This is a genomic window from Paraburkholderia sp. BL10I2N1 (genome assembly GCF_004361815.1).
Taxonomy (GTDB): Bacteria; Pseudomonadota; Gammaproteobacteria; order Burkholderiales; family Burkholderiaceae; genus Paraburkholderia.
Genome location: NZ_SNWA01000001.1, coordinates 987245 through 1012376, shown reverse-complemented (window position 1 = coordinate 1012376; position 25132 = coordinate 987245). Strand labels below are relative to the sequence as shown.

Below are 25132 nucleotides of genomic sequence, written 5' to 3'. Positions count from 1 at the left end.
TGTTCAACGTTGAGCGCTCACGCTTATCGGCTGTGAAAAAGACAGACTCAGGGGTCTGTAGCTCAGTCGGTTAGAGCACCGTCTTGATAAGGCGGGGGTCGATGGTTCGAATCCATCCAGACCCACCATTGTCTGCGGTGGCTGATCGGTGCACCCCTGGGGTAGCGGATGCGCACAGCGGTGTGCGTGCATGACTGGGGGATTAGCTCAGCTGGGAGAGCACCTGCTTTGCAAGCAGGGGGTCGTCGGTTCGATCCCGTCATCCTCCACCAATCCTCAATGCGCAGTGTTCTGCCGGCGGTATGCGGTGCAGAGCGTTTTGCATTGGCGATTGAGCCAGTCAGAGTGATAGGTGATCGGTGATCATGCTATCGGCTGTCGTTCTTTAACAATCAGGAAGAAGTAGTAAAGAGATTCACGAAAGGGTGCCTCGAGATGGGTGTCCGAGTAGGTGAATCAGGGTTGTGATTGTATCGATGTATTTTAAAGGTGATCGAAAGATTGCTTTGGAATACGGCGCAACACGAATACTCAACCTGTAGCGATGTTGAACTGCTGCTGTTCCCAGAGGACAGGGCGGGAAGACACACTCGTTATAGGGTCAAGCGAACAAGTGCATGTGGTGGATGCCTTGGCGATCACAGGCGATGAAGGACGCGGTAGCCTGCGAAAAGCTTCGGGGAGCTGGCAAACGAGCTTTGATCCGAAGATGTCCGAATGGGGAAACCCACCTCTTTTGAGGTATCCGTGGCTGAATACATAGGCCACGTGAAGCGAACGCGGTGAACTGAAACATCTAAGTAACCGCAGGAAAAGAAATCAACCGAGATTCCCAGAGTAGTGGCGAGCGAAATGGGACCAGCCTGTACTCTTTATCCTTACTGTTAGCCGAATGCTCTGGAAAGTGCAGCCATAGCAGGTGATAGCCCTGTAGGCGAAAACAGTTTGGAAGAACTGGGTGTACGAGAAGTAGGGCGGGACACGTGAAATCCTGTCTGAAGATGGGGGGACCATCCTCCAAGGCTAAATACTCGTGATCGACCGATAGTGAACCAGTACCGTGAGGGAAAGGCGAAAAGAACCCCGGGAGGGGAGTGAAACAGATCCTGAAACCGCATGCATACAAACAGTCGGAGCCTTCGCAAGGGGGTGACGGCGTACCTTTTGTATAATGGGTCAGCGACTTACATTCAGTGGCAAGCTTAACCGATTAGGGCAGGCGTAGCGAAAGCGAGTCCGAACAGGGCGTTCAGTCGCTGGGTGTAGACCCGAAACCAGGTGATCTATCCATGGCCAGGATGAAGGTGCGGTAACACGTACTGGAGGTCCGAACCCACTAACGTTGAAAAGTTAGGGGATGAGCTGTGGATAGGGGTGAAAGGCTAAACAAACCTGGAAATAGCTGGTTCTCTCCGAAAACTATTTAGGTAGTGCCTCGTGTATCACCTTCGGGGGTAGAGCACTGTCATGGTTGAAGGGTCCATTGCGGATTACTTCGCCATAGCAAACTCCGAATACCGAAGAGTGCAATCACGGGAGACAGACATCGGGTGCTAACGTCCGGTGTCAAGAGGGAAACAACCCAGACCGCCAGCTAAGGTCCCCAAATATTGCTAAGTGGGAAACGAAGTGGGAAGGCTAAAACAGTCAGGAGGTTGGCTTAGAAGCAGCCACCCTTTAAAGAAAGCGTAATAGCTCACTGATCGAGTCGTCCTGCGCGGAAGATGTAACGGGGCTAAGCAATATACCGAAGCTGCGGATGCACAGCAATGTGCATGGTAGGAGAGCGTTCCGTAAGCCTGCGAAGGTGCACTGGAAAGTGTGCTGGAGGTATCGGAAGTGCGAATGCTGACATGAGTAGCGATAAAGGGGGTGAAAGGCCCCCTCGCCGTAAGCCCAAGGTTTCCTACGCAACGTTCATCGGCGTAGGGTGAGTCGGCCCCTAAGGCGAGGCAGAAATGCGTAGCTGATGGGAAGCAGATTAATATTTCTGCACCATTGTGAAATGCGATGGGGGGACGGATCGCGGAAGGTTGTCCGGGTGTTGGAAGTCCCGGTTCCTGTGTTGGAGAAGGCGCTTTGGCAAATCCGGGCGCGTAATTCAAGGGCATGGGACGAGCCGCTTAGGCGGCGAAGCAACTGGAAGGGGTTCCAGGAAAAGCCTCTAAGCTTCAGTTTCACGATGACCGTACCGCAAACCGACACAGGTGGGCGAGATGAGTATTCTAAGGCGCTTGAGAGAACTCGGGAGAAGGAACTCGGCAAATTGGTACCGTAACTTCGGGATAAGGTACGCCCCGGTAGCTTGACTGGCCTGCGCCAGAAGGGTGAAGGGGTTGCAATAAACTGGTGGCTGCGACTGTTTAATAAAAACACAGCACTCTGCAAACACGAAAGTGGACGTATAGGGTGTGACGCCTGCCCGGTGCCGGAAGATTAAATGATGGGGTGCAAGCTCTTGATTGAAGTCCCGGTAAACGGCGGCCGTAACTATAACGGTCCTAAGGTAGCGAAATTCCTTGTCGGGTAAGTTCCGACCTGCACGAATGGCGTAACGATGGCCACACTGTCTCCTCCCGAGACTCAGCGAAGTTGAAGTGTTTGTGATGATGCAATCTCCCCGCGGCTAGACGGAAAGACCCCATGAACCTTTACTGCAGCTTTGCATTGGACTTTGAACCGGTCTGTGTAGGATAGGTGGGAGGCTATGAAGCGTGAACGCCAGTTTGCGTGGAGCCGTCCTTGAAATACCACCCTGGCTTGTTTGAGGTTCTAACCTTGGCCCGTGATCCGGGTCGGGGACAGTGCATGGTAGGCAGTTTGACTGGGGCGGTCTCCTCCCAAAGTGTAACGGAGGAGTACGAAGGTACGCTAGGTACGGTCGGAAATCGTGCTGATAGTGCAATGGCATAAGCGTGCTTAACTGCGAGACCGACAAGTCGAGCAGGTGCGAAAGCAGGTCATAGTGATCCGGTGGTTCTGTATGGAAGGGCCATCGCTCAACGGATAAAAGGTACTCTGGGGATAACAGGCTGATACCGCCCAAGAGTTCATATCGACGGCGGTGTTTGGCACCTCGATGTCGGCTCATCTCATCCTGGGGCTGTAGCCGGTCCCAAGGGTATGGCTGTTCGCCATTTAAAGAGGTACGTGAGCTGGGTTTAAAACGTCGTGAGACAGTTTGGTCCCTATCTGCCGTGGGCGCTGGATATTTGAAGGGGGCTGCTCCTAGTACGAGAGGACCGGAGTGGACGAACCTCTGGTGTACCGGTTGTCACGCCAGTGGCATCGCCGGGTAGCTATGTTCGGAAGAGATAACCGCTGAAAGCATCTAAGCGGGAAACTCGCCTTAAGATGAGATATCCCCGGGGCTTCGAGCCCCTTGAAGGGTCGTTCAAGACCAGGACGTTGATAGGTCAGGTGTGGAAGCGCAGTAATGCGTTAAGCTAACTGATACTAATTGCCCGTAAGGCTTGATCCTATAACCAGTGTGTTTTGTGTCGATCAATGTTAGCGCTTCAGCGCTTACAGTGATCCCACCCCCGAAGGGGGTAACGCGCTCAGGTTGAGACCGGTGTTGTGCCCGACACATCACAGCCCGCATCCCGCTGATGAGCCATCATCGGCAACTACTTCTTCCCGATTGGTTGTGCTGCCCCGGGCCCAGAACCCCCGCAGCGCGACAACAAGTCATGCCTGATGACCATAGCGTGTCGGTACCACCCCTTCCCATCCCGAACAGGACCGTGAAACGACTCCACGCCGATGATAGTGCGGATTGCCCGTGTGAAAGTAGGTAATCGTCAGGCTCCCCTGCAGCACCAGAAACCCCACCCCGAAAAGGTGGGGTTTCTGCGTTTACACACCCTGCCCGCAGCAGCAAAGTAAGCGGCACCATGCAGCGTCGCGGCCGCTGTATCCGACTCCGTCTGCTTCAAGCGTATGCGATCTTCTGTTCGTCGGCGTATTCGCTCTTCTTGACGGCATGACCTCACCGCAGCAGTGACCTCTCCACGCACCGTCAAACTTCACTGCTTGTGCAGATACGACTGCGCCAGCCTCACCCAGTACGTGGACCCTACCGACAGCAAATCATCGTTGAAATCGTAGCTCGCGTTGTGCAGCATGCAGGGACCGGCACCGTGGCCCGCATCCCGATGTCCGCCCTCTCCGTTGCCTAGAAACGCATAGCACCCTGGTCTGGCGAGCAGCATGAAGGAGAAGTCCTCTGCGCCCATCGTGGGTTCGACAGCGTCATCGACGTTTTCTGCTCCGACGACATCCCTCATAACCTCCGCCGCAAATTGCGCTTCCTCGCTGCTGTTGATTGTCGGCGGATAGTTACGATGAAAGCTGATGTTCACCGAGCAGTCGTAAGCGTCAGCCGTACTTTCCGCGATCTTGCGCAAACGTGTTTCGATCAGGTCCAGCGTCTCAGTCGTGAATGTACGAACCGTGCCCGCAATCCATGCCTCGTCGGGAACGACATTCACCGCGTCTCCGGCGTGAATCTGCGTAATTGAGAGTACTGCCGTATCGAGCGGCTTCTTGTTGCGGGTGATGATGCCCTGCAGGCCATTCGCAATCTGAACCGCCGTAAAGACGGGGTCGCGGCCGTTATGCGGCAACGCCGCGTGTGACCCCACTCCCTTGATTTCAATGCGGAATTCGTTGCTCGACGCCATAATCGGGCCTTCGGTTACACCAAAGTGACCGGCAGGCATTCCCGGCCAGTTGTGAATGCCAAATACCGCGTCGACGGGAAACTTCGTGAACAGGCCGTCGTCGATCATCGCTTGTGCGCCGGCACCACCCTCTTCGGCGGGCTGAAATATAAACACCACGGTGCCATCGAAGTCGCCGTGTCTGGCCAGATGTCGCGCAGCACCCAGCAGCATCGCCGTGTGGCCGTCGTGACCGCATGCGTGCATCTTGCCTTTGTTGCGCGAACGGTGTTCGAACGTGTTGAGCTCGTGAATCGGGAGGGCATCCATGTCCGCACGTAGACCAATCGACCGGGGGCTGCTGCCGCGTCTCAGAATCCCGACAACGCCCGTCTTGCCCAACCCTCGATGCACCTCGATGCCCCATGCAGCAAGGTTTTTGGCGACCAGGTCCGAGGTGTGTGTTTCTTCGTAACGCAGTTCGGGGTGAGCGTGGATCGTTCGTCGCAGCGCCTGAATCTCGCCGCGGGCGGCTTCAATTTCCGGAATCAGTTTCATGGTGCGTTAGGCTTCATCGTGCGTGATATCGCTCGAGACTTGATCGTTCGAGCCCGGGGAAATCAATTCTACGCCGAACCGCATTTTTGGCGACACGGAACGACTGCCGCTGCGCTCACGTAATAAAATTGCGGCACACACGCCCCTCGCACCCTCTGACGGATCATCTGATGAACGCTCCTGCCGACTTTGCCCGTGCTGTTTGTCCGCACGACTGCCCGGATACCTGCGCCATGCGCGTAACCGTCGAAAATGGGCGGGCGATCAAGGTGACGGGCGACCCCGATCATCCACCGACACAAGGGGTCCTGTGCACAAAGGTAAGTCGCTATGCGGAACGCGTTCACCACCCGAGGCGCCTCACGACGCCGATGAAGCGCGCTGGCCGGAAAGGGGAAGGGCGTTTTGAGCCGATAAGCTGGGACGAAGCATTCGGGTTGGCCGCAGCGCGTCTGACTGAAATCGCGCGGCGTGAGCCCGAGGCGATCATGCCCTACAGCTATGCCGGCACGATGGGACTCGTGCAAGGCGACAGCATCGCACAGCGTTTCTTCCACAAACTGGGCGCATCGCAACTTGACCGGACGATCTGCGCCGCAGCAGGCGCGGCGGGTCTCAAGTACACGTATGGCGCGAGCGTTGGCATGCTCACGGAGTTTTTCGACAAAAGCGAACTCATCCTGATCTGGGGATCGAACCCGATTGCGTCAAACCTGCACTTCTGGACCAGAGCGCAGGAGGCCAAGCGGCGAGGTGCGCGTCTGATTGCAATCGACCCATACCGCTCGTTAACTGCGGAAAAGTGCCATCAGCACATTGCGCTCAAGCCAGGCACCGATGGCGGGCTGGCCCTCGGCATGATGCATGTGCTGATCACCGAGGACCTGATCGACCACGCTTACGTCACGGACCACACGCTCGGCTTCCGTGAACTGAAAGCGCGTGCCATGGCCTATCCGCCATCACGCGTCGCGCAGATTTGCGGAATCGAGGAACAGGTGATCGTCGACCTTGCCCGGCTGTACGGCCGCACGAAGAAGGCTGCGATCAGGCTGAACTATGGCATGCAGCGTGTCCGTGGCGGTGGCAACGCGGTACGGGCGATCGCCTGTTTACCGTCGCTGACCGGCGCCTGGCGCGATCGGGCCGGCGGTTTGCTGTTGTCGTCGTCTGGTTGGACGCCGGTCGACTCGTACGCGCTCGAGCGCCCTGATCTGATGCCGGGCTGGCCGGCGAAACAGCCGCGCGTGATCAATATGAACGGCATCGGCGATGCGCTGCTGCATCCCGGCGACACAACGTTCGGGCCGAAGGTCGAGGCGATCATCGTCTACAACTCGAACCCGGTTGCCGTCGCGCCAGACTCGGAACGCGTCGCAGCCGGATTTGCGCGGGAGGATCTGTTCACGATCGTGCTCGAACATTTCCAGACAGATACCGCCGACTATGCCGATCTGCTCCTCCCCGCGACAACACAGCTCGAGCATCTGGATGTACACAAGTCATACGGCCACACCCACGTAATGGTGAATCTGCCGGCGATTCCACCTGTCGGCGACGCGCGCCCGAACACCGAAATCTTCCGCGGCATTGCTCGCTCCATGGGGCTGCAGGAGCCGGCGCTTTACGACAGCGACGAAGCGGTTGCATCAGGCGCGTTCCGCTGGAGCGACCCGGTGCTCAAGGGATTCGACTGGGAGACGCTGAAAAAAACTGGGTGGGCCAGGCTGAATCTCCCCGATGCGCCGTTCGCAGATGGCGCGTTTCGTACACCGTCGGGCAAATGCGAGTTCTATAGCGCAAGACTGGCCAACGAAGGGTGCGATCCGTTGCCTGACTATCTGCCACCCTATGAATCCGCCGATGCGGCGCCTGAACTGGCCGCCCGGTATCCGCTGGCGATGATCTCGCCTCCATCCCGCAACTTCCTGAATAGCACGTTCGTCAATGTCGAAAGCCTCCGCTCGACGGAAGGGGAGCCTCACCTCGACATTCATCCCGCCGACGCCCTCCATCGTGGCGTCAATGACGGCGATCTGGTGCGTATCTTCAACGATCGTGGATCGATGCAGGCGCGCGCCCGGGTCACTGAGCGGGCCCGCGAGGGCCTCGTTGTCGGCCTGTCGATCTGGTGGAAAAAGCTTGCACCGGATGGTCGGAACGCCAATCAGGTCACCAGCCAGGCTTTGACGGACCTCGGTGGCTCGGCGACTTTTTACGATTGTCTGGTGGAAGTCGAGCGCGCCTGATTGCGGCTCAAACAACAGCGGTGCTCAAGGCTGCAGATAGCGGCCGATGCGGTTCGAGGGTCGCGTCTAACCCGGTGATTTTTCGCGGATATCGCCGGAACGCGCATGCTACGATGCGTTTTTAGCACGACCATTCGAAAATATAAGGAGGAGACGCCGCATGGAAAAAATCTGGCTGAAATCGTACCCGCCCGGCGTTCCAGCAGAAATTGATCCGACGCGGTACGCGTCGGTTACCGCCCTGCTTGAAGAGAGTTTTCGCGAACACCGGGCCAAGCCGGCTTTTGCCTGCATGGGCAAGCAGATCGCGTATGGCGAGCTCGACGCGCTGTCGCGCAAGCTCGGAGGCTGGTTTCAGTCGAAAGGGATTCCGCGCGGTGCTCGCATCGCCATCATGATGCCGAACGTGCTTCAGTACCCAGTCGGGATTGCCGCGATTCTGCGCGCTGGCTACGTCGTTGTGAACGTGAACCCGCTGTACACGCCGCGCGAACTAGAACACCAGCTTAAGGACAGCGGTGCCGAAGCCATCATCATTCTCGAGAATTTCGCAGTCACGCTGCAGGCGATCGTAGGCAATACGTCCGTCAAGCATGTCGTTGTCGCGACGATGGGCGATCTGATGGGTGCGAAAGGGCTCATCGTAAACTTTGTCGTGCGCAAGGTAAAAAAGATGGTGCCGGCATGGAGCCTGCCGGGTCACATTGGATTCAATGACGCCGTAGCCGAAGGCGCACGTCAGACGTTCAAGCCCGTCCAGCAAGGCCCCGACGACGTCGCCTTTCTGCAGTACACAGGGGGCACGACGGGCGTCGCGAAAGGCGCGACGCTCCTGCATCGCAACCTCGTCTCCAACGTGTTGCAGTCACAGGCGTGGCTGGATCCGGCGCGCGCAAACCGGTCGGATATCGACCAATTCGTCACAGTCGTGGCACTGCCGCTCTATCACGTGTTCGCGTTGACCGTCTGCGGACTGCTGACCATCCGTACCGGTGGTCTGGGCGTGCTGATTCCAAATCCACGCGACATCAGCGGCATGATCAAGGCGCTGCGTGGATACGCGATTACAACGATTCCCGCAGTGAACACTCTTTACAATGCGCTGCTGAACAGCCCGGAGTTTTCGCGACTCGATTTCTCGAAACTGCTTGTCGCGAACGGCGGTGGCATGGCCGTGCAGGAAGCGGTGGCGAAGCGTTGGTACGAACGAACTCATACACCGATCATCGAAGGTTACGGTCTGTCGGAAACTGCGCCGTGCGTGACATGCAATCCGGCAACCGTCACCGAATATAGCGGGACGATCGGCCTTCCCTTGCCTTCGACGGAAGTGTCTATTCGCGACGACGAGGACAACGAAGTGCCTCTCGGCCGACCGGGCGAAATCTGTATTCGCGGACCTCAAGTGATGGCCGGCTACTGGAACCGTCCGGACGAAACCGCGAAGGTGATGACCCCGGACGGCTTCTTCAAATCGGGCGACGTCGGCGTCATGAATGACAAAGGGTACGTGAAAATCGTAGATCGGAAGAAAGACATGATTCTTGTGTCTGGGTTCAACGTCTACCCGAACGAGATCGAGGACGTTGTCGCGAAGCATCCGGGCGTGTTTGAGGTCGCGGCCGTTGGTGTGCCGGACGAGCGTTCGGGTGAAGCAGTGAAGCTTTTCATTGTTAAAAAGGATCCCGCGCTCACGGACGAGGACCTGTTCTCATTCTGCAAGACGCGACTGACGGGATACAAGCGTCCGAAACTGATCGAGTTTCGCACGGAGTTGCCGAAGAGCAATGTCGGCAAGATCCTGCGGCGGGAGTTGCGTGATGGACGGGTGTGAGGCCCGGCTTTTCGGGATACGACTCTCAAGCTGGCTGGCGGTTAGCGGGCTCCTGGCAGCCCATGCCGACGCTTGAGAACGCAAAAGCTTAGCCGGAACGACCAGTAGATTCTAGAAAGCGGCCTGACGGATCGAACCCGTTGGGCCGTTTCCTTTTCGACGGAAACTTCGTCACACGAGTGGTCGGCGTCGCCACCGGCTAGGCAATCTGTCACGGAGCCAAACCTCGAGAGCATAAAAAAAGGCGCCCGTAGGCGCCTTTGAGGTGAACCGCTTTATTACGACTTATTAGAACTTGTGACGGATACCGACGCGAGCCGTGAACTGACGGTTGTTCGACGATGCGGTCAGGCCGTTGATTGAAGCGTGAGCGGAATTGCCGGTCGAGTCCGTCCCCGAAGCTTGCTGGAACACGCTGATCACATAGACGTCGGTGCGCTTCGACAGGAAGTAGTCGATGCCCAGTGCGCCCTGGTAGTAATCGGCGTGCTCGGTCGGCGCGCCGTTTGTGCGGTTCACGGCGGTGCCGCGCGTGTAGTCAAACGCTGCACCGACCAGCAGTGCCGGGGTCAACTGGTACTTGAAGTTGAGTTCGCCGTTGTTGAACGTAGCTGTCGAGCCGCGGTTGAAGATCGTTGCTGACGTCGTACCGAGCCCGTAGAACTGGACGTTCGAGTACGTCAGGCCAACCGTCGCTGCGCCGAACGTGTAAGCGCCGCCTAAACCGGCTACCTGGTACGTGTTTGCCGACTGGTAGCCGGCGTAAACCGGGTTTGTCGTAAACGACACTGCCGACGCGGCCGGACTGGTCGTGCTAGCGGTGTTGAACAGACCACCCGGATTTGCCGGCGTGCGCGCATTCAGGTAACCCGCACCAAGCACGAGAGGACCGTTCGAGTAGCCAGCACCCAACGACCAGATCTGATTGGCAGAGAAATTGCCAGCCTGGCCGCCGAAGCTGTACGTGCCGCCGAACGTCAAGCCGCCGTAGTTTGCGCTCGTGTACTTGACCGTATTGTTGGTGCGGTACGCATTGTTGAAGTTGTCGAGGTCGTCCGGGTGTGCCGCGATGTAGCCGCCCCACTGGTCGCCCGCTTCCAGCGGACCAACGTAGTCGACGACGGAGTCATACTGACGGCCCAACGTAACCGTGCCGAACTGGCTCGACATACCAACGTAAGCTTGGCGACCGAACATCAGGCCACCTTGACCCAGCTTGCCGGTGTTCACGTCAAAGCCGTTTTCCAGCACGAAGAGCGCCTTCAGACCGCCGCCCAGATCTTCCGTGCCACGCAGGCCGAAACGGCTACCTTGCAGAACGCCGCTCGACAGGTTGTACAGATGTTTGCCACCCGCGTTCGTATTGATGTTGAAACCTTCGTCAATAATACCGTACAGGGTCACGCTGCTCTGCGCATGGGCGACGCCAGCAAACGCGCCCAGTGCTGCCAGAGCGAGAAGCGACTTTTTCATCGAATGATCTCCAAGGAATTGCGAATTTTTTTAACAAGGCGAATAGTTGTCTTGCGTTGCTGCCTTGCAGTAACTTCGCGAGAAGTTGCCCGTAATGTAACAAAACGCCTAATGTGCTCAAAGTAAAAGCAGACCGTGGTGTAACTCGCTGTTTCGTTTACGCAACATGGTCTAGAATCGCAGTTTGGCCCGCGATTCCGGGTCAGATGAGGAGCCCGTATGCACCTGTTTTGGGCGCTGAATACAGAGGCTTGCGGGGGCTGGCGCGCAGTGGATGAGACGTCGATTGAGGGAGGCCTGGATGACGCTCGATGAATTGATTACCGAGTTGGACCGGGGTTTACGCTCAATGACAGGTGTCTCGCGGATGTCCAGGCCGGTGCCGGTGCCGCCACCCTCTGTCGGAGCCGTCGAAATGTCGCCGGAAGAGCGTTCGCACGCCGCAGGTCTGATGCGCGTGAATCACGTTGGAGAGGTGTGCGCGCAGGCGCTATATCAGGCCCAGAAACTCACCGCGCGCTCGCCCGCCCTCAAAGAGGCCTTCGAGCATGCGGCCCGCGAGGAAGAAGATCACCTCGCGTGGACCGCGCGTCGCCTTGAAGCGCTCGATTCCCGGCCGAGCCTGCTCAATCCGCTCTGGTATGCCGGCGCGCTGGCCATTGGACTTGCCGCGGGTCGTTGCGGCGATCGCGTGAGTCTTGGCTTCATGGCCGAAACAGAGCGACAGGTGGAACACCATCTGGATGGCCATCTGGACAAGCTGCCGGAAGCGGACGTCGAATCACGGGCGATCGTCGAGCAGATGCGCGTCGACGAAGCGGCGCATGGCAAGGCCGCCACCGATGCCGGTGGCATCGAACTGCCGTTTCCCGCCCGGGCGCTGATGCGCGCCGCATCGAAGATCATGACCCGCACCGCCTACTACGTATAGTCGTTCTTCAGGTGGGACAGCGCCTACGCGCCGTCCCACCCAGCCCACCGACAATCGTCCGCCGATCTGCCTTTTTCTTCCTCCCAGTTCGCTTGCGCGCCACGCGTTTCCCTCGCACTTTTCACGTATCACCTTCACAAACTGCACTAGTCCATTCATTTATAACGATTTTCCATTTTTACGCCTGACGTGAGCGAGGGGCGCTAAGTCCTTGTTCTAGCAAACAAAATTCGCTGAAAAAGCACGTATCTCCCTTGACCCGTGTTTAGCGTTCCTCTAAAGTGGGAGACAGTGTGAGAAAGTGTATTTTTGTGTGATTCACAGGGCCTTTTCGGGTAAATTTTTAAGAACAGACGGACCGCCTTCGGTGTCCGGCAGGGGAGAGCAGAAGTGTTCCAAGGGGCGTCGGCGCTGACGCTCGATGCGAAAGGACGGATGTCGATTCCGTCGCGCTATCGGGATGCGCTGCAAGGACAGGCAGAAGGCCGGGTGACGATTACCAAGCACCCGGACGGCTGCCTGTTGCTCTTTCCGCGCCCGGAATGGGAGGTCTTTCGCACGAAGATCGCCGCGCTGCCCATGGACGCTCACTGGTGGCGGCGGATCTTCCTTGGTAATGCATCGGACGTCGACCTGGATGGTGCGGGTCGCGTCCTCGTTTCGCCGGAACTGCGGCTGGCTGCAATGCTGGAAAAGGAAGTGATGCTGCTCGGTATGGGTAGCCACTTCGAGTTGTGGGATGCGCAAACCTACGCCGCCAAGGAACAGGCGGCCATGGCGCAGGGCATGCCCGATGCGCTGAAGAATTTCACGTTCTGATCGCGGTTTACATATATGGCACCTGCGATGGGAAACGAGTTGCAGCATCGCACGGTGCTGCTGGAAGAAGCGGTCGATGCGCTGGTTACGCGCACGGACGGCGTCTATGTGGACGGCACGTTCGGGCGCGGCGGTCATAGTCGGGCGGTGCTGGGCAAGCTGGGCGAGGCAGGTCGTTTGATTGCGTTCGACAAGGACCCGCTTGCCATCGCGACCGCACGGCAGATTGCCGATCCGCGCTTCGAAATCGTGCATGAGAGTTTTGCTTCGCTGCGCGACGCGGTTGCGGAGCGCGGGGTAGGGCGCGTGTCGGGAGTGTTGCTGGATCTGGGTGTGTCGTCGCCGCAAGTCGACGATCCGGAGCGGGGTTTCAGTTTCCGCGCCGATGGCCCCCTCGACATGCGGATGGACCCGACGCGCGGCGAGTCTGCCGCTGACTGGCTGGCGCGGGCCACGGTGCAGGAACTGACGGAGGTGATACGAGATTATGGGGAAGAACGGTTTGCTTTTCAGATTGCAAAGGCGCTTGTTGCTCGCCGGGCAGAGTCCGACCGTCTTGGGCCTCTCGTCAGCACGGGCGAGCTTGCCCAAATCGTGGCTAACGTCGTCAAAACCCGTGAGAAGGGCAAGGATCCGGCAACCCGCACCTTTCAGGCTATACGGATTCACGTCAATCAAGAGCTTGCGGAGCTGCAAGTCGTTTTAGAGGCCGCATTGTCGTTGCTGGAGCAAGGGGGGCGGCTGGTGGTCATCAGCTTTCATTCGCTCGAGGACCGGATCGTCAAGCGATTCATGCAGGCGCACGCCAGTGCGCCTGCGGTCGATCGCCGCCTGCCGATCCGTGCCGTCGATCTGCCCAGCCCGCCGCTCAGGATCATTGGTCGCGTGTTCGCGAGTGACGCGGAAGTCGCTGCAAACCCGCGCGCCCGCTCGGCCGTGATGCGTGTCGCGGAGCGGATCGCGCCATGAGCCGCCTCAATATCTTCCTGCTGATCGTCGTGATGGGATGTGCGCTTTCCGTCGTCAACGCGACCAATCAGCAGCGTCAGTTTTTTATCCAGTTGCAGCGCGCCCAGTCGCAGGAGCGTCAGTTGCAGCAGGACTACGCACAGCTTCAATATCAGCAGAGCTCGCTGTCGAAGACTTCGCGCATCGAGCAGATCGCCACGACTTCGCTGAAGATGCAGTCCGCCACGACCGGGCGCACTCAATATCTGACGCTCGACCCGGGAGCCGCCAGAGCCGAAGATGCACCGGTGCCGACGTCGGCGCCTGACTCCGCGCCGGCTGCCGCCTCGCGCCGCGGAGGTGTGCGATGAGAAAGTCGACGACGCGCAAGAGCGTCGCGTTTTCTGCCAATCCGATTCTGTCCGTGCGCCTGCCGATGTGGCGCTCGCGGCTCGTCGTGTTCCTGCTGTTCATGGCGTTCGTCGCGCTCGCCGGGCGGGCGTTCTGGATCCAGGGGCCGGGCAACGCGTTCTATCAGAAGCAGGGGGAGAGTCGCTATCAGCGCACACTCGAACTGCCGGCCACACGCGGCAAGATTCTCGATCGTAACGGGCTGGTGCTCGCGACCAGCCTGCCGGTGCGCGCCATCTGGGCGATTCCCGAATCGGTGCCAGACGATCTCGGCGCGGACAAGCTCGCCGTGCTCGGCAAACTGCTCGACATGACGCAGAAGGAACTGCGCGCGAAGCTGTCCGAAGACAAGACGTTCGTCTACGTGAAGCGCCAGGTACCCGTCGACGTCGCCGCGAAGGTCGCCGAACTCGACATTCCCGGTATCTATCAGCGTGCAGAATATAAACGCTTCTATCCGGAAGGCGAGATCACCGCTCATCTGATCGGCTTCACCAACGTCGAAGACGAAGGCCAGGAAGGCGTCGAACTCGGTGACCAGAAGATGCTCGCCGGCACCTCCGGCATCCGCCGCGTGATCAAGGACCGGATGGGGCGCGTCATCGAGGACGTCGACGAGCAGGTCGTGCCGCACAACGGCGCCGATGTCGACCTGTCGATCGACAGCAAGATCCAGTACATCGCGTACACGAACCTGAAGGCCGCCGTCGAGAAATTCAAGGCGAAGGCCGGTACGGCAATGGTCATCGACGTCCGCACGGGCGAAGTGCTCGCCCTTGTCAATTATCCGACCTATAACCCGAACGACCGCTCGCATCTGACCGGCGAACAGCTGCGCAACCGCATGCTGACCGACGTGTTCGAGCCGGGCTCGATCATGAAGCCGTTCACGATCTCGCTGGCACTCGATCTGCACCGCGTCTCGCCGAGTACACTGGTAGACACGGGTCCGGGCCGCTTCGTCCTCGACGGCGCGCAGATCACGGATGACAGCGCGTTCGGCGTGCTGACGGTCGGCGGCGTGATCCAGAAGTCGAGCAACATCGGTGCGACCAAGATCGCGATGACGCTCAAGCCGGAAGAGATGTGGAATATGTATACGAGCATCGGTCTCGGTCAGGCGCCGAAGGTCGGCTTCCCCGGCGCGGTGGCGGGACGTCTGCGTCCGTGGCGCAACTGGCGGCGGATCGAACAGGCGACGATGTCATATGGCTACGGCCTGTCGGCGTCGCTGTTCCAGCTCGCTCGCGCGTACACCGCGATCGCGCACGACGGCCAGATTCTGCCGGTGTCGATCTTCCGCACGCCGGGCGACCAGCCGGTGACGGGCCCGCAGATCTTCTCGCCGACCACCGCGCGTGAGGTCCGAGCAATGCTCGAAACCGTGACCGCGCCAGGCGGCACGTCGCCGGATGCGGCGGTGCCGGGTTATCGCGTCGGCGGCAAGAGCGGCACGGCGTACAAACACGGCGCTCACGGCTACGACAAATCCAAGTACCGCGCATCGTTCGTCGGCATGGCGCCGATGCCGAATCCGCGCATCGTCGTCGCCGTTTCGGTCGACGAACCAACGGCAGGCAGCCACTTCGGCGGTCAGGTGTCGGGTCCGGTGTTCTCGTCGATCGTCGGCGACACGCTGCGCACGCTGAATGTGCCGCCGGATATGCCGGTCAAGCAGATGGTCGTGTCCGACGATACGGCGCCTCCGCCCACGCCCGCTGCGCCTGCACCCGCGGCCAGGAAACTCGCCACCGGTGGCGCGGCGAAGAAGCTGACGATCGCCAATAACGCAAAGAACCGTCCTGGAGTGCTCAGATGAGCGCACTGCGTTCGGGGCATCCCGCGCACCGGCAGATCGCCGACGCGCTTAACTGGCTGCACGCCCGCGTGCAGCCAGCGGCGCATCTGCATGCCGACACGCGTCCACTGGCTGCGGGCGACGTCTTTCTCGCGTACGCCGTCGAGGGCGCCGACAACCGGCCGTTCATCGACAACGCGATTGAACGCGGCGTGGCAGCCGTGCTCGTTCAGCCTGAAAACTTCACCGGAGCCATCGATCCGGCGACGACGCTTGCCGTGCCTGCGCTCGATGAACTCGCCGGTTCGATCGCGAGCGGCTGGTACGGGGATCCGAGCGACGCGATGCTGATGGTCGGCGTCACGGGCACAAACGGCAAGACGTCGTGCAGCCAGTGGATCGCCGCGGCGCTGACGGCGGTCGGCAAGCGCTGCGCGATCATCGGCACGCTCGGCAGCGGGATGCCGGGCCAGCTCGTCCACACGGGCTTCACGACGCCCGACGCGCCGCAACTGCAGCGCAGCCTCGCGCAGTTCCGCGACGCTGGCGCGCGGGCGATCGCGATGGAAGTGTCGTCGCATGCATTGCATCAGGGCCGCGTGAACGGCACCTCGTTCGATATCGCCGTCTTCACGAACCTCACTCAGGATCACCTCGATTACCACGGCACGTTCACTGCGTACGAGGCGGCGAAAGCGCGTCTGTTCGACTGGCCGGACCTGCGCTGTGCGGTGATCAATCGTGACGATGAAACCGGCCGCCGCCTGATCGGGAACGTAAAAGGCAGGGTCCGCACGATCGCCTATGGTCTCAATGACCGCGAAGACGCGCCCGCCGACGCCGTGCTGCTGGCGTCGAACGTCCGCGCGACAACAACCGGCACCGCCTTTCATCTGACTTCGGACTGGGGCAACGCCGATGTCGAAGTCGCGACGCTCGGTGCGTTCAACGTCAGCAATCTGCTCGGCGTGCTGGGCGCGCTTCTAGCGGCCGACGTGCCGTTCGAAGCCGCACTTGCCGAATTGCAGAAACTCGAACCCGTGAACGGCCGCATGCAGCGTCTCGGCGGGCGACTGCAGAACGACGAACCGCTCGTCGTGATCGATTACGCGCACACACCGGACGCGCTCGAAAAAACACTCGAAGCGTTGCGCCCGATGGCGCAGGCGCGCGGCGGCGAGCTTGTCTGCATGTTCGGCTGCGGCGGCGATCGCGACGCGACCAAACGTCCGCTGATGGGTGCGATTGCGGAAAAGCTGGCAGACGGTGTGGTCGTCACGAGCGACAACCCGCGTAGCGAAGAGCCGGCCGCGATCATCGACCAGATCGTCGCGGGCATGCAGGACGCGTCGAAGGTGCGCCGCATCGAGGACCGCGCCAGTGCGATCCTGCAGGCGATCCGTCACGCGGCACGCGAAGACGTGATCGTGCTGGCCGGCAAGGGGCACGAAGCGACACAGGAAATCATGGGCAAGAAACGCGCTTTCTCCGATCAGGATCACGCACGCCTCGCGCTCGCCGCGCGTGCGACGCAGGCCCGCGGAGGTGGCGAATGACGATGTTCTCCCTGCGCGAAGCCGCTCTACTGATTCCGGGCGCGACCGTCCTCGGCGACGAGTCCGCCACCTTCGACCGCGTGTCGACCGACAGCCGCACCGCAGGTCCGCGCGACCTGTTCGTCGCGCTGAAGGGCGACCGCTTCGACGCGCACGATTTCCTGCCGGAAGTTGCGACGCGTCACGTGAGCGCCGCGCTTGTCACCCGTAGCCCGGGCGACTGGCGCATACCGGCATTGCGCGTCGCCGACACGCGCGTCGCGTTGGGCGCGCTTGCGCGCGGCTGGCGCCGTCGCTTCTCGATGCCGCTTGTCGCGGTGACGGGCAGCAACGGCAAGACGACGGTCAAGGAAATGATCTCGTCGATTTTCGCGGCCGCTGTGGGCAGCGAAGCGCGCCTCGCGACTGCGGGCAACTTCAACAATGACATCGGTTTGCCGCTGACGCTTTTCCGCCTGACGGAAGCGCATCAACTGGCGGTCGTCGAACTCGGGATGAATCATCCGGGCGAAACCGATCTGCTCGCGAAAATCACCGAACCGACTGTGGCCGTTGTGAACAATGCGCAGCGCGAGCACCAGGAGTTCATGGCGACTGTCGAAGCGGTCGCGCTCGAACATGCCAGCGTGATTCACGCGTTGCGGCCCGACGGCGTCGCGGTGTTCCCCGCCGACGACGCATATGCAAGCATCTGGCGGGTCGCGGCCACCGGCAACCCCATCCTCGACTTCGCACTCAACAGTGCGGAGCGCGCGACCGACGCCGCGATAACCGCTACGTTCGCAGGCAACCGTTTGACGATCGACACGCCGCAAGGCCGCGTCGAGATCACGCTGCAGGTGCTCGGCGAACACAACGCCCGCAATGCGCTTGCAGCGACGGCAGCCGCGCTCGCAGCAGGTGTGTCGCTGGATGCGATCCGTCGCGGTCTCGAAGCGTTCGGTGCGGTGAAGGGCCGCCTGCAGGTCAAGCGCGCGGCGCTCGGCGCGCTCGCTGGCGCAACCGTCATCGACGACACCTACAACGCGAACCCCGACTCGATGCGCGCCGCGATCGACGTTCTCGCTTCGCAACCGTCGCCGCGCGTACTCGTGATGGGCGACATGGGCGAAGTGGGCGACGACGGCCCGGCATTTCATCGCGAAGTCGGTGCGTACGCGAAAGAACGCGGCATCGATGCGCTCGTCGCCATGGGCGACGCGTCGCGCGATGCATGCAGCGCTTACGGCGCGGAGGCCCGTCACTTTGACGGCGTTCCCGCGCTGGTTGCGCATTTACTGCAGGCTGGCTTCGGATCGGCTGCAACGATTCTCGTGAAAGGCTCGCGCTTCATGCAGATGGAGCGCGTGGTGGACGCCGTAACGAGTCCACAACCCAACGCAGCGGGCGAAGCGCCCGCTGCACACTGAAATAGAAGGACCGAGGCATGCTACTGGCGCTGGCGCAATGGCTGCAGAATGACGCAAGCTTCTTGCGCGTGTTCAGTTATCTGACGTTTCGTGCGGTGATGGCAACCATCACCGCACTGTTGATCGGGCTCGTCTGTGGCCCGGCGGTGATTCGCAAGCTGACCGCGATGAAGGTCGGCCAGGCCGTGCGCAAGGAAGGTCCGCAGACGCATCTGGTGAAATCCGGCACGCCCACAATGGGTGGCGTACTGATCCTGCTCGGCATCGCGGTATCGACGCTGCTGTGGGGCGATCTCACGAACCGCTTCATCTGGATCGTGATGCTCGTCACGTTCGGCTTCGGCGTGATCGGCTGGGTCGACGACTATCGCAAGGTCGTCTACAAGGATCCGCGCGGCATGTCGTCGCGCGAAAAGTATTTCTGGCAGTCGGTGATCGGCCTCTTCGCCGCGGTGTATCTCGCCTTCAGCGTATCGGAAGCGAGCAACGTGCGGGTGTTCGACCTGTTCATGGCCTGGGTGAGGAGCGGCCTGTCGATGGGGCTGCCCGCGCGCGCCGACCTGCTGCTGCCGTTCGTCAAGTCGATCTCCTATCCGCTCGGCGTGTGGGGCTTCATCGTGCTGACGTATCTGGTGATCGTGGGGGCGAGCAACGCGGTGAACCTCACCGACGGTCTCGACGGCCTTGTGATCATGCCCGTCGTGCTGGTCGGTGCGTCGCTCGGTGTGTTTGCGTATGTGATGGGCAGTTCGGTCTATTCGAAGTACCTGCTCTTTCCGCACATTCCAGGCGCGGGCGAACTGCTGATCTTCTGTTCCGCGATGGGCGGGGCCGGGCTTGCGTTCCTCTGGTTCAACACGCACCCCGCGCAGATGTTCATGGGCGACGTCGGCGCACTGGCGCTGGGCGGCGCGCTCGGCACGGTCGCGGTGATCGTGCGTCAGGAGATTGTGCTTTTCATCATGGGCGGCATCTTCGTCGCGGAGACGCTTTCGGTGATGCTGCAGGTCACGTGGTTCAAGTACACCAAGCGCCGTTTCGGCGAAGGGCGGCGCCTCTTCAAGATGGCGCCGTTGCATCACCACTTCGAATTGTCAGGGTGGAAGGAGACGCAGGTGGTCGTGCGTTTCTGGATTATCACGCTGATGTTGTGTCTGTTCGGTTTGTCCACGCTCAAGTTGCGTTAAGCAGTCGAAGCAACGAAAGGGAAGGAAGCGATGTTTGGCGAGAAGTTTCGGGATCGGCAAAAGCCGATGGTGCTCGTGCTGGGACTCGGTGAATCGGGTCTCGCGATGGCGCGCTGGTGCGCGCGGCACGGGTGTCGGCTGCGCGTTGCTGACACGCGCGAGGTGCCGCCGAACCTGTCCGGGCTCGAAGCGCATGGCATCGATGCCGACTTTGTCGGCGGCCCGTTTTCGTCCGTGCTGCTGGAAGGGGTGGAACTGGTTGCGATCAGCCCAGGGCTCTCGCCGCTCGCGGCCGACCTCCTGCCGCTGATTACCGAGGCACGTGAGCGTGATATCCCCGTGTGGGGCGAACTCGAATTCTTCGCGCAGGCGCTGAAGACCCTCGGTGAAAGCGGCTACGCGCCGAAGGTGATTGCGATCACCGGCACGAACGGCAAGACCACGACGACGAGTCTCACGGGATTGCTGTGCGAACGCGCCGGCAGGAAGGTCGCGGTGGCGGGGAACATCAGCCCGGCCGCGCTCGACAAGCTGACCGAAGCAATCGACAACACTGCGCTACCCGACGTCTGGGTGCTCGAACTGTCCAGCTTCCAGCTGGAGACGGCGCACACGTTCGCACCGGATGCCGCGGTGGTGCTCAACATCACGCAGGACCATCTCGACTGGCATGGCGGCCTCGATGCGTATGCAGCGGCGAAGGGCAAGATTTTCGGGCCGCAGACTGTGCGTGTGCTGAACCGGGACGACGCGCGCGTGATGGCGCTCGCGCCGACAGCCGAAGGTTCTGCGTCAATGGTCACGTTCGGTCTGAACGAACCGACCCGCGATGGCGACTACGGTCTGCTGCGCGACAACGGCATGGTCTGGCTCGTCGAAGCACATGACCGCGACGCTCACGAAGAACCGCAACCTGTACGCCGTCGCAAGCACCAGGTCACCGCTGCGCCGAACATTGGCATCAAGCGCCTGATGCCCGCCGACGCGTTGCGCATCCGTGGCCTGCACAACGCGGGAAACTCGCTCGCAGCCTTTGCGCTGGCCCGCGCGATCGGCCTGCCCGGCGCGCCGCTGCTGCACGGCCTGCGCGAGTATCGCGGCGAGCCGCACCGTGTGGAGCTGATCGCGTCGATCGAAGGCGTCGACTATGTGGACGACAGCAAGGGTACGAACGTCGGCGCAACGGTCGCCGCGCTCGACGGTCTCGCGCAGCGCGCGGTGCTGATCGCTGGCGGTGACGGCAAGGGCCAGGATTTCGAGCCGCTCGCAGCACCGGTGGCCCGCTGGTGTCGCGCAGTCATGCTGATTGGCCGCGACGCACCGCAGATCCGCGCCGCGCTCGCCGACACCGGCATCACGCTCACCGATCACGCCACGCTCGAAGACGCCACACGCGCGGCGGGCGCGCTCGCCCAGCCGGGCGACGCGGTGCTGCTGTCGCCGGCCTGCGCGAGCTTCGACATGTTCAAGGGTTACGCACATCGCGCAGCGGTGTTCCGCAGCACCGTCGAGGACATCGCGGCTGAACGGGGGACGATGATATGAGCTGGTCCGAACGCTTCGGCTCACGACTCGCGAAACAGCGCGGCTCCGCTGGCGGAGAAGCGATGGCCGGCCGGTCGACGGCGAGCGGTCTCGCGAGCGCCGTCAATGGTGTGCGCCCGCTGCGCTCCCGGATGCTCGATTACGACCACTCGCTGTTATGGGTGGCGATCGCGCTGCTCGGCCTCGGCGTTGTGATGGTGTATTCGGCGTCGATCGCAATGCCGGATTCGCCGAAGTATGCGTCGTACCACGACTACGCCTTCCTTGTGCGCCATCTGGCGTCGCTCGCCGTGGCGATGGTCGCGGCGGTCGTCACGTTCCGGATTCCGATCTCGGTGTGGGACAAATACGCGCCCAAATTCTTCCTGATTGCGCTCGTTGCGCTCGTGATCGTGCTGATTCCGCACATCGGCAAGGGCGTGAACGGTGCGCGTCGCTGGATTCCGCTCGGCATTACCAACATGCAGCCGTCGGAAATCATGAAGCTCGCGGTGACGATCTACGCGGCGAACTACACGGTGCGCAAGCAGGAATACATGCACAGCTTCGCGAAGGGCTTCCTTCCGATGGCGTTCGCGGTCGGCGTGGTCGGCGCGTTGCTGCTGCTCGAACCGGACATGGGCGCGTTCATGGTGATCGCGGCGATCGCGATGGGCGTGCTGTTTCTCGGCGGCGTGAACGGCAAGCTGTTCGGCGGCCTGGTGGCGACGGCCGTGGGCACGTTCACCTTGCTGGTGTGGGCATCGCCGTGGCGTCGTGAGCGGATCTTCGCCTACCTCGATCCGTGGGACGACCGCTATGCGCAGGGCAAGGCGTATCAATTGACGCACTCGCTGATCGCTTTCGGGCGCGGCGAGTGGTTCGGCGTGGGCCTCGGCGGCAGCGTCGAAAAGCTCAACTATCTGCCGGAAGCGCATACCGACTTCATCCTCGCGGTGATTGGCGAAGAACTCGGCTTTGTCGGCGTGCTGGTCGTGATCCTGCTGTTCTACTGGATCGTGCGCCGCTCGTTCGAGATCGGCCGTCAGGCGCTGGCGCTCGACCGCACGTTCGCGGGGCTGGTCGCGAAGGGCGTCGGCATCTGGTTCGGCGCGCAAACCTTCATCAACATGGGCGTGAACCTCGGCCTGCTGCCGACCAAGGGTTTGACGCTGCCGCTCGTCAGCTACGGCGGCTCCGGCATCTTGCTGAACTGCGTCGCGCTGGCGGTGCTGATGCGCGTCGACTATGAAAACCGTGTGCTGATGCGCGGAGGCAAGGTATGACCGCAGTCTCGCGCACGTTGATGGTGATGGCCGGTGGCACCGGGGGGCACGTCTTCCCGGGGCTCGCGGTCGCGCACCGGATGCAGGCGTTGGGCTGGCGCGTCGTGTGGCTCGGCAATCCCGCTGGAATGGAAGCGACGCTTGTCGCGAAACACGGCATTCCGATGGAGTACGTGCGGTTTGGCGGCCTGCGCGGCAAGGGGCTGAAGACGAAGCTGATGCTGCCGGTCAACCTGCTGCGTGCGTGCGCGCAGAGCCTCTCGGTGCTGCGCCGCGTGAAGCCCGACGTCGTGCTCGGCATGGGCGGCTACATCACGTTCCCCGCTGGATTGATGACGGCGCTAAGCGGCCGTCCGCTTGTGCTGCATGAACAGAATTCAATCGCCGGCCTTGCCAACAAGGTGCTCGCGAAAGTCGCGAAGCGGGTGCTCGTCGCGTTCCCGGATGCGTTGCCGCATGCCGAATGGACCGGCAATCCGATTCGTGAGGAACTTGCGCTTACATTGGCACCCAAAGCACGCTACGCGCAACGTAGTGGGCCGTTGAACGTGCTGGTGGTCGGCGGCAGTCTGGGGGCCACCGCGTTGAACGAAGTCGTGCCGCGCGCGCTTGCACTCATGCCAGCGGCGCAGCGTCCGGCCATCGTGCATCAGGCGGGTGCGAAGCATATAGACGCATTGCGGGCGAACTACGCGGAAGCGGGCCTCGCGACGGGCGACAACCTGCAACTCGTGCCGTTCATCGACGACATGGCGGCGGCGTACGCGAAAGCGGATCTCGTGATCTGCCGTTCTGGCGCGATGACGGTCGCTGAAATTGCGGCGGTGGGCGTGGCAGCGCTTTTCGTGCCGTTCCCGCATGCAGTAGACGATCACCAGACAACCAATGCAGCGTTCCTCGCCGGCCACGGCGCGGCGCTGCTCGTGCAGCAACGCGATCTGACGGCGGAAGGTCTCGCCGACTGGTTGCGCAGCCAGACGCGGGAGAGCCTCGCGGAGATGGCGGAGCGTTCGCGCTCGCTCGCGAAACCTGATGCCACCGAACAGGTCGCGCAGATATGCGCGACTGTGGCGGGCGCGAGCCCAGAAGGAAAGCAATGAAACATATCGTCAAACACATTCACTTTGTCGGCATCGGCGGCGCCGGGATGAGCGGTATCGCCGAGGTACTCGTCAACCTGGGTTATCAGGTAAGCGGCTCCGACCTGTCGCGCAACGGGGTGACCGACCGTCTCGCCGCGCTCGGCGCGCGCATCGCGATCGGCCATGACGCCGAAAATATCGAAGGCGCGAATGCGGTCGTCGTTTCGACGGCCGTGCGTAGCGACAACCCGGAAGTGCTGGCCGCGCGGCACCGGCGCATTCCGATCGTGCCGCGCGCGGTCATGCTTGCGGAACTGATGCGGCTTAAGCAGGGTATCGCGATCGCCGGCACGCACGGCAAGACGACGACCACGTCGCTCGTCGCGAGCGTGCTTGCCGCGGGCGGCCTCGATCCGACCTTCGTGATTGGCGGCCGGCTGATCAGCGCGGGCGCGAATGCGCGGCTCGGCACGGGCGACTTCATTGTCGCCGAAGCCGACGAATCCGACGCCTCGTTCCTGAACCTGTTCCCGGTAATCGAAGTCATCACGAACATCGACGCCGACCACATGGACACCTACGGCCACGATTTCGCGCGGCTCAAGCAGGCGTTCATCGAGTTCACGCACCGTCTGCCGTTCTACGGCATCGCCGTGCTGTGCGTCGACGATCCGAACGTGAAGGAGATCCTGCCGTTCGTGTCGAAGCCGATCATCCGCTATGGCTTTGCGGCCGACGCGCAGGTGCGCGCAGTGAACGTCGTCGCCAAAGATGGCCGCATGCATTTCACGGCGATGCGCGAAGACGCGGCGCCTGTCGACATCGTTTTGAACCTGCCGGGCACGCACAATGTCCAGAATGCTTTGGCCGCAATTGCAATTGCGACTGAACTTGAGGTGAAAGATGCCGATATCCAGCGAGCACTCGCGGATTTCAACGGTGTCGGCCGGCGCTTCCAGCGCTACGGCGAAGTGCCGACGGCGGACGGCGGCACTTACACGCTGGTCGACGACTACGGTCATCACCCGGTCGAAATGGCCGCCACGGTTGCGGCGGCGCGTGGTGCGTTTCCCGGCCGGCGTCTCGTGCTGGCGTTCCAACCGCACCGCTTCACGCGTACGCGTGACTGTTTCGAAGATTTCGTGAAAGTGCTGTCTACGGTCGACGCGCTCGTGTTGACCGAAGTCTATGCTGCCGGCGAAACGCCGATCGTCGCCGCCGACGGCCGGGCGCTCGCACGCGCGATCCGTGTGGCAGGCAAGGTCGAGCCGGTCTTTGTCGAAACGGTGGATGAAATGCCGGACGCGCTCGCGTCTGTCGTGCGCAACGGCGATGTGGTGATCACGATGGGTGCGGGTTCGATCGGCGGCGTGCCGGGTCGAATCGCTCAGGAGAAGGTGTGA

The 25132-nt window shown here is 61.3% G+C and carries 16 protein-coding genes, 2 tRNA genes and 2 rRNA genes; 18 read left to right on the top strand and 2 right to left on the bottom strand.

The window, feature by feature from the left end; all coding sequences use genetic code 11:
* The first annotated feature begins 51 nt into the window (after positions 1-51).
* From B0G77_RS04705 to rrf, 4 genes are all read left to right on the top strand, one after another.
* Positions 52-128 (top strand) — tRNA-Ile (locus B0G77_RS04705).
* 68 nt (positions 129-196) lie between these two features.
* A tRNA-Ala gene (locus B0G77_RS04700) sits at positions 197-272 on the top strand.
* Between the two features lie 327 nt (positions 273-599).
* A 23S ribosomal RNA gene (locus B0G77_RS04695) occupies positions 600-3481 on the top strand.
* Between the two features lie 214 nt (positions 3482-3695).
* Positions 3696-3809: ribosomal RNA gene (rrf, locus tag B0G77_RS04690) — 5S ribosomal RNA — on the top strand.
* A 219-nt stretch (positions 3810-4028) separates the two neighbouring features.
* Here the strand turns inward: rrf and B0G77_RS04685 are convergent.
* Positions 4029-5222, bottom strand: coding sequence for a M20 aminoacylase family protein (locus B0G77_RS04685; RefSeq protein WP_133661072.1), 1194 nt, complete (start codon positions 5220-5222; stop codon positions 4029-4031).
* 170 nt (positions 5223-5392) lie between these two features.
* Between B0G77_RS04685 and B0G77_RS04680 the strand changes: the two genes are divergently transcribed.
* A complete protein-coding gene (locus B0G77_RS04680; protein WP_133661071.1) occupies positions 5393-7471 on the top strand; it encodes a molybdopterin oxidoreductase family protein in 2079 nt (692 codons plus the stop codon).
* Between the two features lie 160 nt (positions 7472-7631).
* Positions 7632-9305, top strand: coding sequence for a long-chain fatty acid--CoA ligase (locus B0G77_RS04675; RefSeq protein WP_133661070.1), 1674 nt, complete (start codon positions 7632-7634; stop codon positions 9303-9305).
* Positions 9306-9593: 288 nt separating this feature from the next.
* On the opposite strand, the gene B0G77_RS04670 is transcribed toward B0G77_RS04675, so the two are convergent.
* A complete protein-coding gene (locus tag B0G77_RS04670) occupies positions 9594-10778 on the bottom strand; it encodes a porin (RefSeq protein ID WP_133661069.1) in 1185 nt (394 codons plus the stop codon).
* A gap of 301 nt (positions 10779-11079) precedes the next feature.
* Here B0G77_RS04670 and coq7 point away from each other — a divergent pair, with 301 nt between their 5' ends.
* The 12 genes from coq7 to murC all read left to right on the top strand — a co-directional run bounded on the left by coq7 (position 11080) and on the right by murC (position 25132).
* On the top strand, positions 11080-11709 hold the full coding sequence (coq7, locus tag B0G77_RS04665) for a 2-polyprenyl-3-methyl-6-methoxy-1,4-benzoquinone monooxygenase (RefSeq protein ID WP_133661068.1): 630 nt from the start codon (positions 11080-11082) through the stop codon (positions 11707-11709).
* A gap of 390 nt (positions 11710-12099) precedes the next feature.
* Positions 12100-12528 carry a division/cell wall cluster transcriptional repressor MraZ gene (gene mraZ, locus B0G77_RS04660; protein ID WP_133661067.1) on the top strand — a complete coding sequence of 143 codons (429 nt, stop codon included), beginning with the start codon at positions 12100-12102 and terminating at the stop codon, positions 12526-12528.
* A 15-nt stretch (positions 12529-12543) separates the two neighbouring features.
* Entirely contained in the window at positions 12544-13497 is a 954-nt protein-coding gene (gene rsmH, locus B0G77_RS04655; RefSeq protein ID WP_133661066.1) for a 16S rRNA (cytosine(1402)-N(4))-methyltransferase RsmH, read from the top strand.
* Entirely contained in the window at positions 13494-13847 is a 354-nt protein-coding gene (gene ftsL, locus B0G77_RS04650; protein ID WP_133661065.1) for a cell division protein FtsL, read from the top strand. Before rsmH ends, ftsL begins: the two co-directional genes overlap by 4 nt.
* Positions 13844-15706 carry a penicillin-binding protein 2 gene (locus tag B0G77_RS04645; RefSeq protein ID WP_133661064.1) on the top strand — a complete coding sequence of 621 codons (1863 nt, stop codon included), beginning with the start codon at positions 13844-13846 and terminating at the stop codon, positions 15704-15706. The genes ftsL and B0G77_RS04645 overlap by 4 nt, the downstream gene beginning before the upstream one ends.
* Positions 15703-17241 carry a UDP-N-acetylmuramoyl-L-alanyl-D-glutamate--2,6-diaminopimelate ligase gene (locus B0G77_RS04640; RefSeq protein WP_133661063.1) on the top strand — a complete coding sequence of 513 codons (1539 nt, stop codon included), beginning with the start codon at positions 15703-15705 and terminating at the stop codon, positions 17239-17241. The genes B0G77_RS04645 and B0G77_RS04640 overlap by 4 nt, the downstream gene beginning before the upstream one ends.
* Entirely contained in the window at positions 17238-18650 is a 1413-nt protein-coding gene (gene murF / locus B0G77_RS04635) for a UDP-N-acetylmuramoyl-tripeptide--D-alanyl-D-alanine ligase (protein ID WP_133661062.1), read from the top strand. Before B0G77_RS04640 ends, murF begins: the two co-directional genes overlap by 4 nt.
* Before the next feature lie 17 nt (positions 18651-18667).
* On the top strand, positions 18668-19837 hold the full coding sequence (mraY, locus tag B0G77_RS04630; protein WP_133661061.1) for a phospho-N-acetylmuramoyl-pentapeptide-transferase: 1170 nt from the start codon (positions 18668-18670) through the stop codon (positions 19835-19837).
* Positions 19838-19867: 30 nt separating this feature from the next.
* Complete coding sequence (gene murD, locus B0G77_RS04625) at positions 19868-21382, top strand: UDP-N-acetylmuramoyl-L-alanine--D-glutamate ligase (protein ID WP_133661060.1); 1515 nt, start codon at positions 19868-19870, stop codon at positions 21380-21382.
* A complete protein-coding gene (gene ftsW / locus B0G77_RS04620; RefSeq protein WP_133661059.1) occupies positions 21379-22647 on the top strand; it encodes a putative lipid II flippase FtsW in 1269 nt (422 codons plus the stop codon). The genes murD and ftsW overlap by 4 nt, the downstream gene beginning before the upstream one ends.
* The gene (murG, locus tag B0G77_RS04615) at positions 22644-23747 is read left to right on the top strand and encodes an undecaprenyldiphospho-muramoylpentapeptide beta-N-acetylglucosaminyltransferase (RefSeq protein ID WP_133661058.1); all 1104 of its coding nucleotides are present in this window, start codon (positions 22644-22646) and stop codon (positions 23745-23747) included. The genes ftsW and murG overlap by 4 nt, the downstream gene beginning before the upstream one ends.
* Positions 23744-25132: a UDP-N-acetylmuramate--L-alanine ligase gene (gene murC / locus B0G77_RS04610; RefSeq protein ID WP_133661057.1), complete on the top strand. Its 1389-nt coding sequence runs from the start codon at positions 23744-23746 to the stop codon at positions 25130-25132. Before murG ends, murC begins: the two co-directional genes overlap by 4 nt.

Bases quoted from the DNA above. Each gene is read 5' to 3' on its own strand.
- B0G77_RS04685 (WP_133661072.1), bottom strand. From the start codon at position 5,222: ATGAAACTGATTCCGGAAATTGAAGCCGCCCGCGGCGAGATTCAGGCG.
- B0G77_RS04680 (WP_133661071.1), top strand. From the start codon at position 5,393: ATGAACGCTCCTGCCGACTTTGCCCGTGCTGTTTGTCCGCACGACTGC.
- B0G77_RS04675 (WP_133661070.1), top strand. From the start codon at position 7,632: ATGGAAAAAATCTGGCTGAAATCGTACCCGCCCGGCGTTCCAGCAGAA.
- B0G77_RS04670 (WP_133661069.1), bottom strand. From the start codon at position 10,778: ATGAAAAAGTCGCTTCTCGCTCTGGCAGCACTGGGCGCGTTTGCTGGC.
- coq7 (WP_133661068.1), top strand. From the start codon at position 11,080: ATGACGCTCGATGAATTGATTACCGAGTTGGACCGGGGTTTACGCTCA.
- rsmH (WP_133661066.1), top strand. From the start codon at position 12,544: ATGGCACCTGCGATGGGAAACGAGTTGCAGCATCGCACGGTGCTGCTG.
- ftsL (WP_133661065.1), top strand. From the start codon at position 13,494: ATGAGCCGCCTCAATATCTTCCTGCTGATCGTCGTGATGGGATGTGCG.
- B0G77_RS04645 (WP_133661064.1), top strand. From the start codon at position 13,844: ATGAGAAAGTCGACGACGCGCAAGAGCGTCGCGTTTTCTGCCAATCCG.
- B0G77_RS04640 (WP_133661063.1), top strand. From the start codon at position 15,703: ATGAGCGCACTGCGTTCGGGGCATCCCGCGCACCGGCAGATCGCCGAC.
- murF (WP_133661062.1), top strand. From the start codon at position 17,238: ATGACGATGTTCTCCCTGCGCGAAGCCGCTCTACTGATTCCGGGCGCG.
- mraY (WP_133661061.1), top strand. From the start codon at position 18,668: ATGCTACTGGCGCTGGCGCAATGGCTGCAGAATGACGCAAGCTTCTTG.
- murD (WP_133661060.1), top strand. From the start codon at position 19,868: ATGTTTGGCGAGAAGTTTCGGGATCGGCAAAAGCCGATGGTGCTCGTG.
- ftsW (WP_133661059.1), top strand. From the start codon at position 21,379: ATGAGCTGGTCCGAACGCTTCGGCTCACGACTCGCGAAACAGCGCGGC.
- murG (WP_133661058.1), top strand. From the start codon at position 22,644: ATGACCGCAGTCTCGCGCACGTTGATGGTGATGGCCGGTGGCACCGGG.
- murC (WP_133661057.1), top strand. From the start codon at position 23,744: ATGAAACATATCGTCAAACACATTCACTTTGTCGGCATCGGCGGCGCC.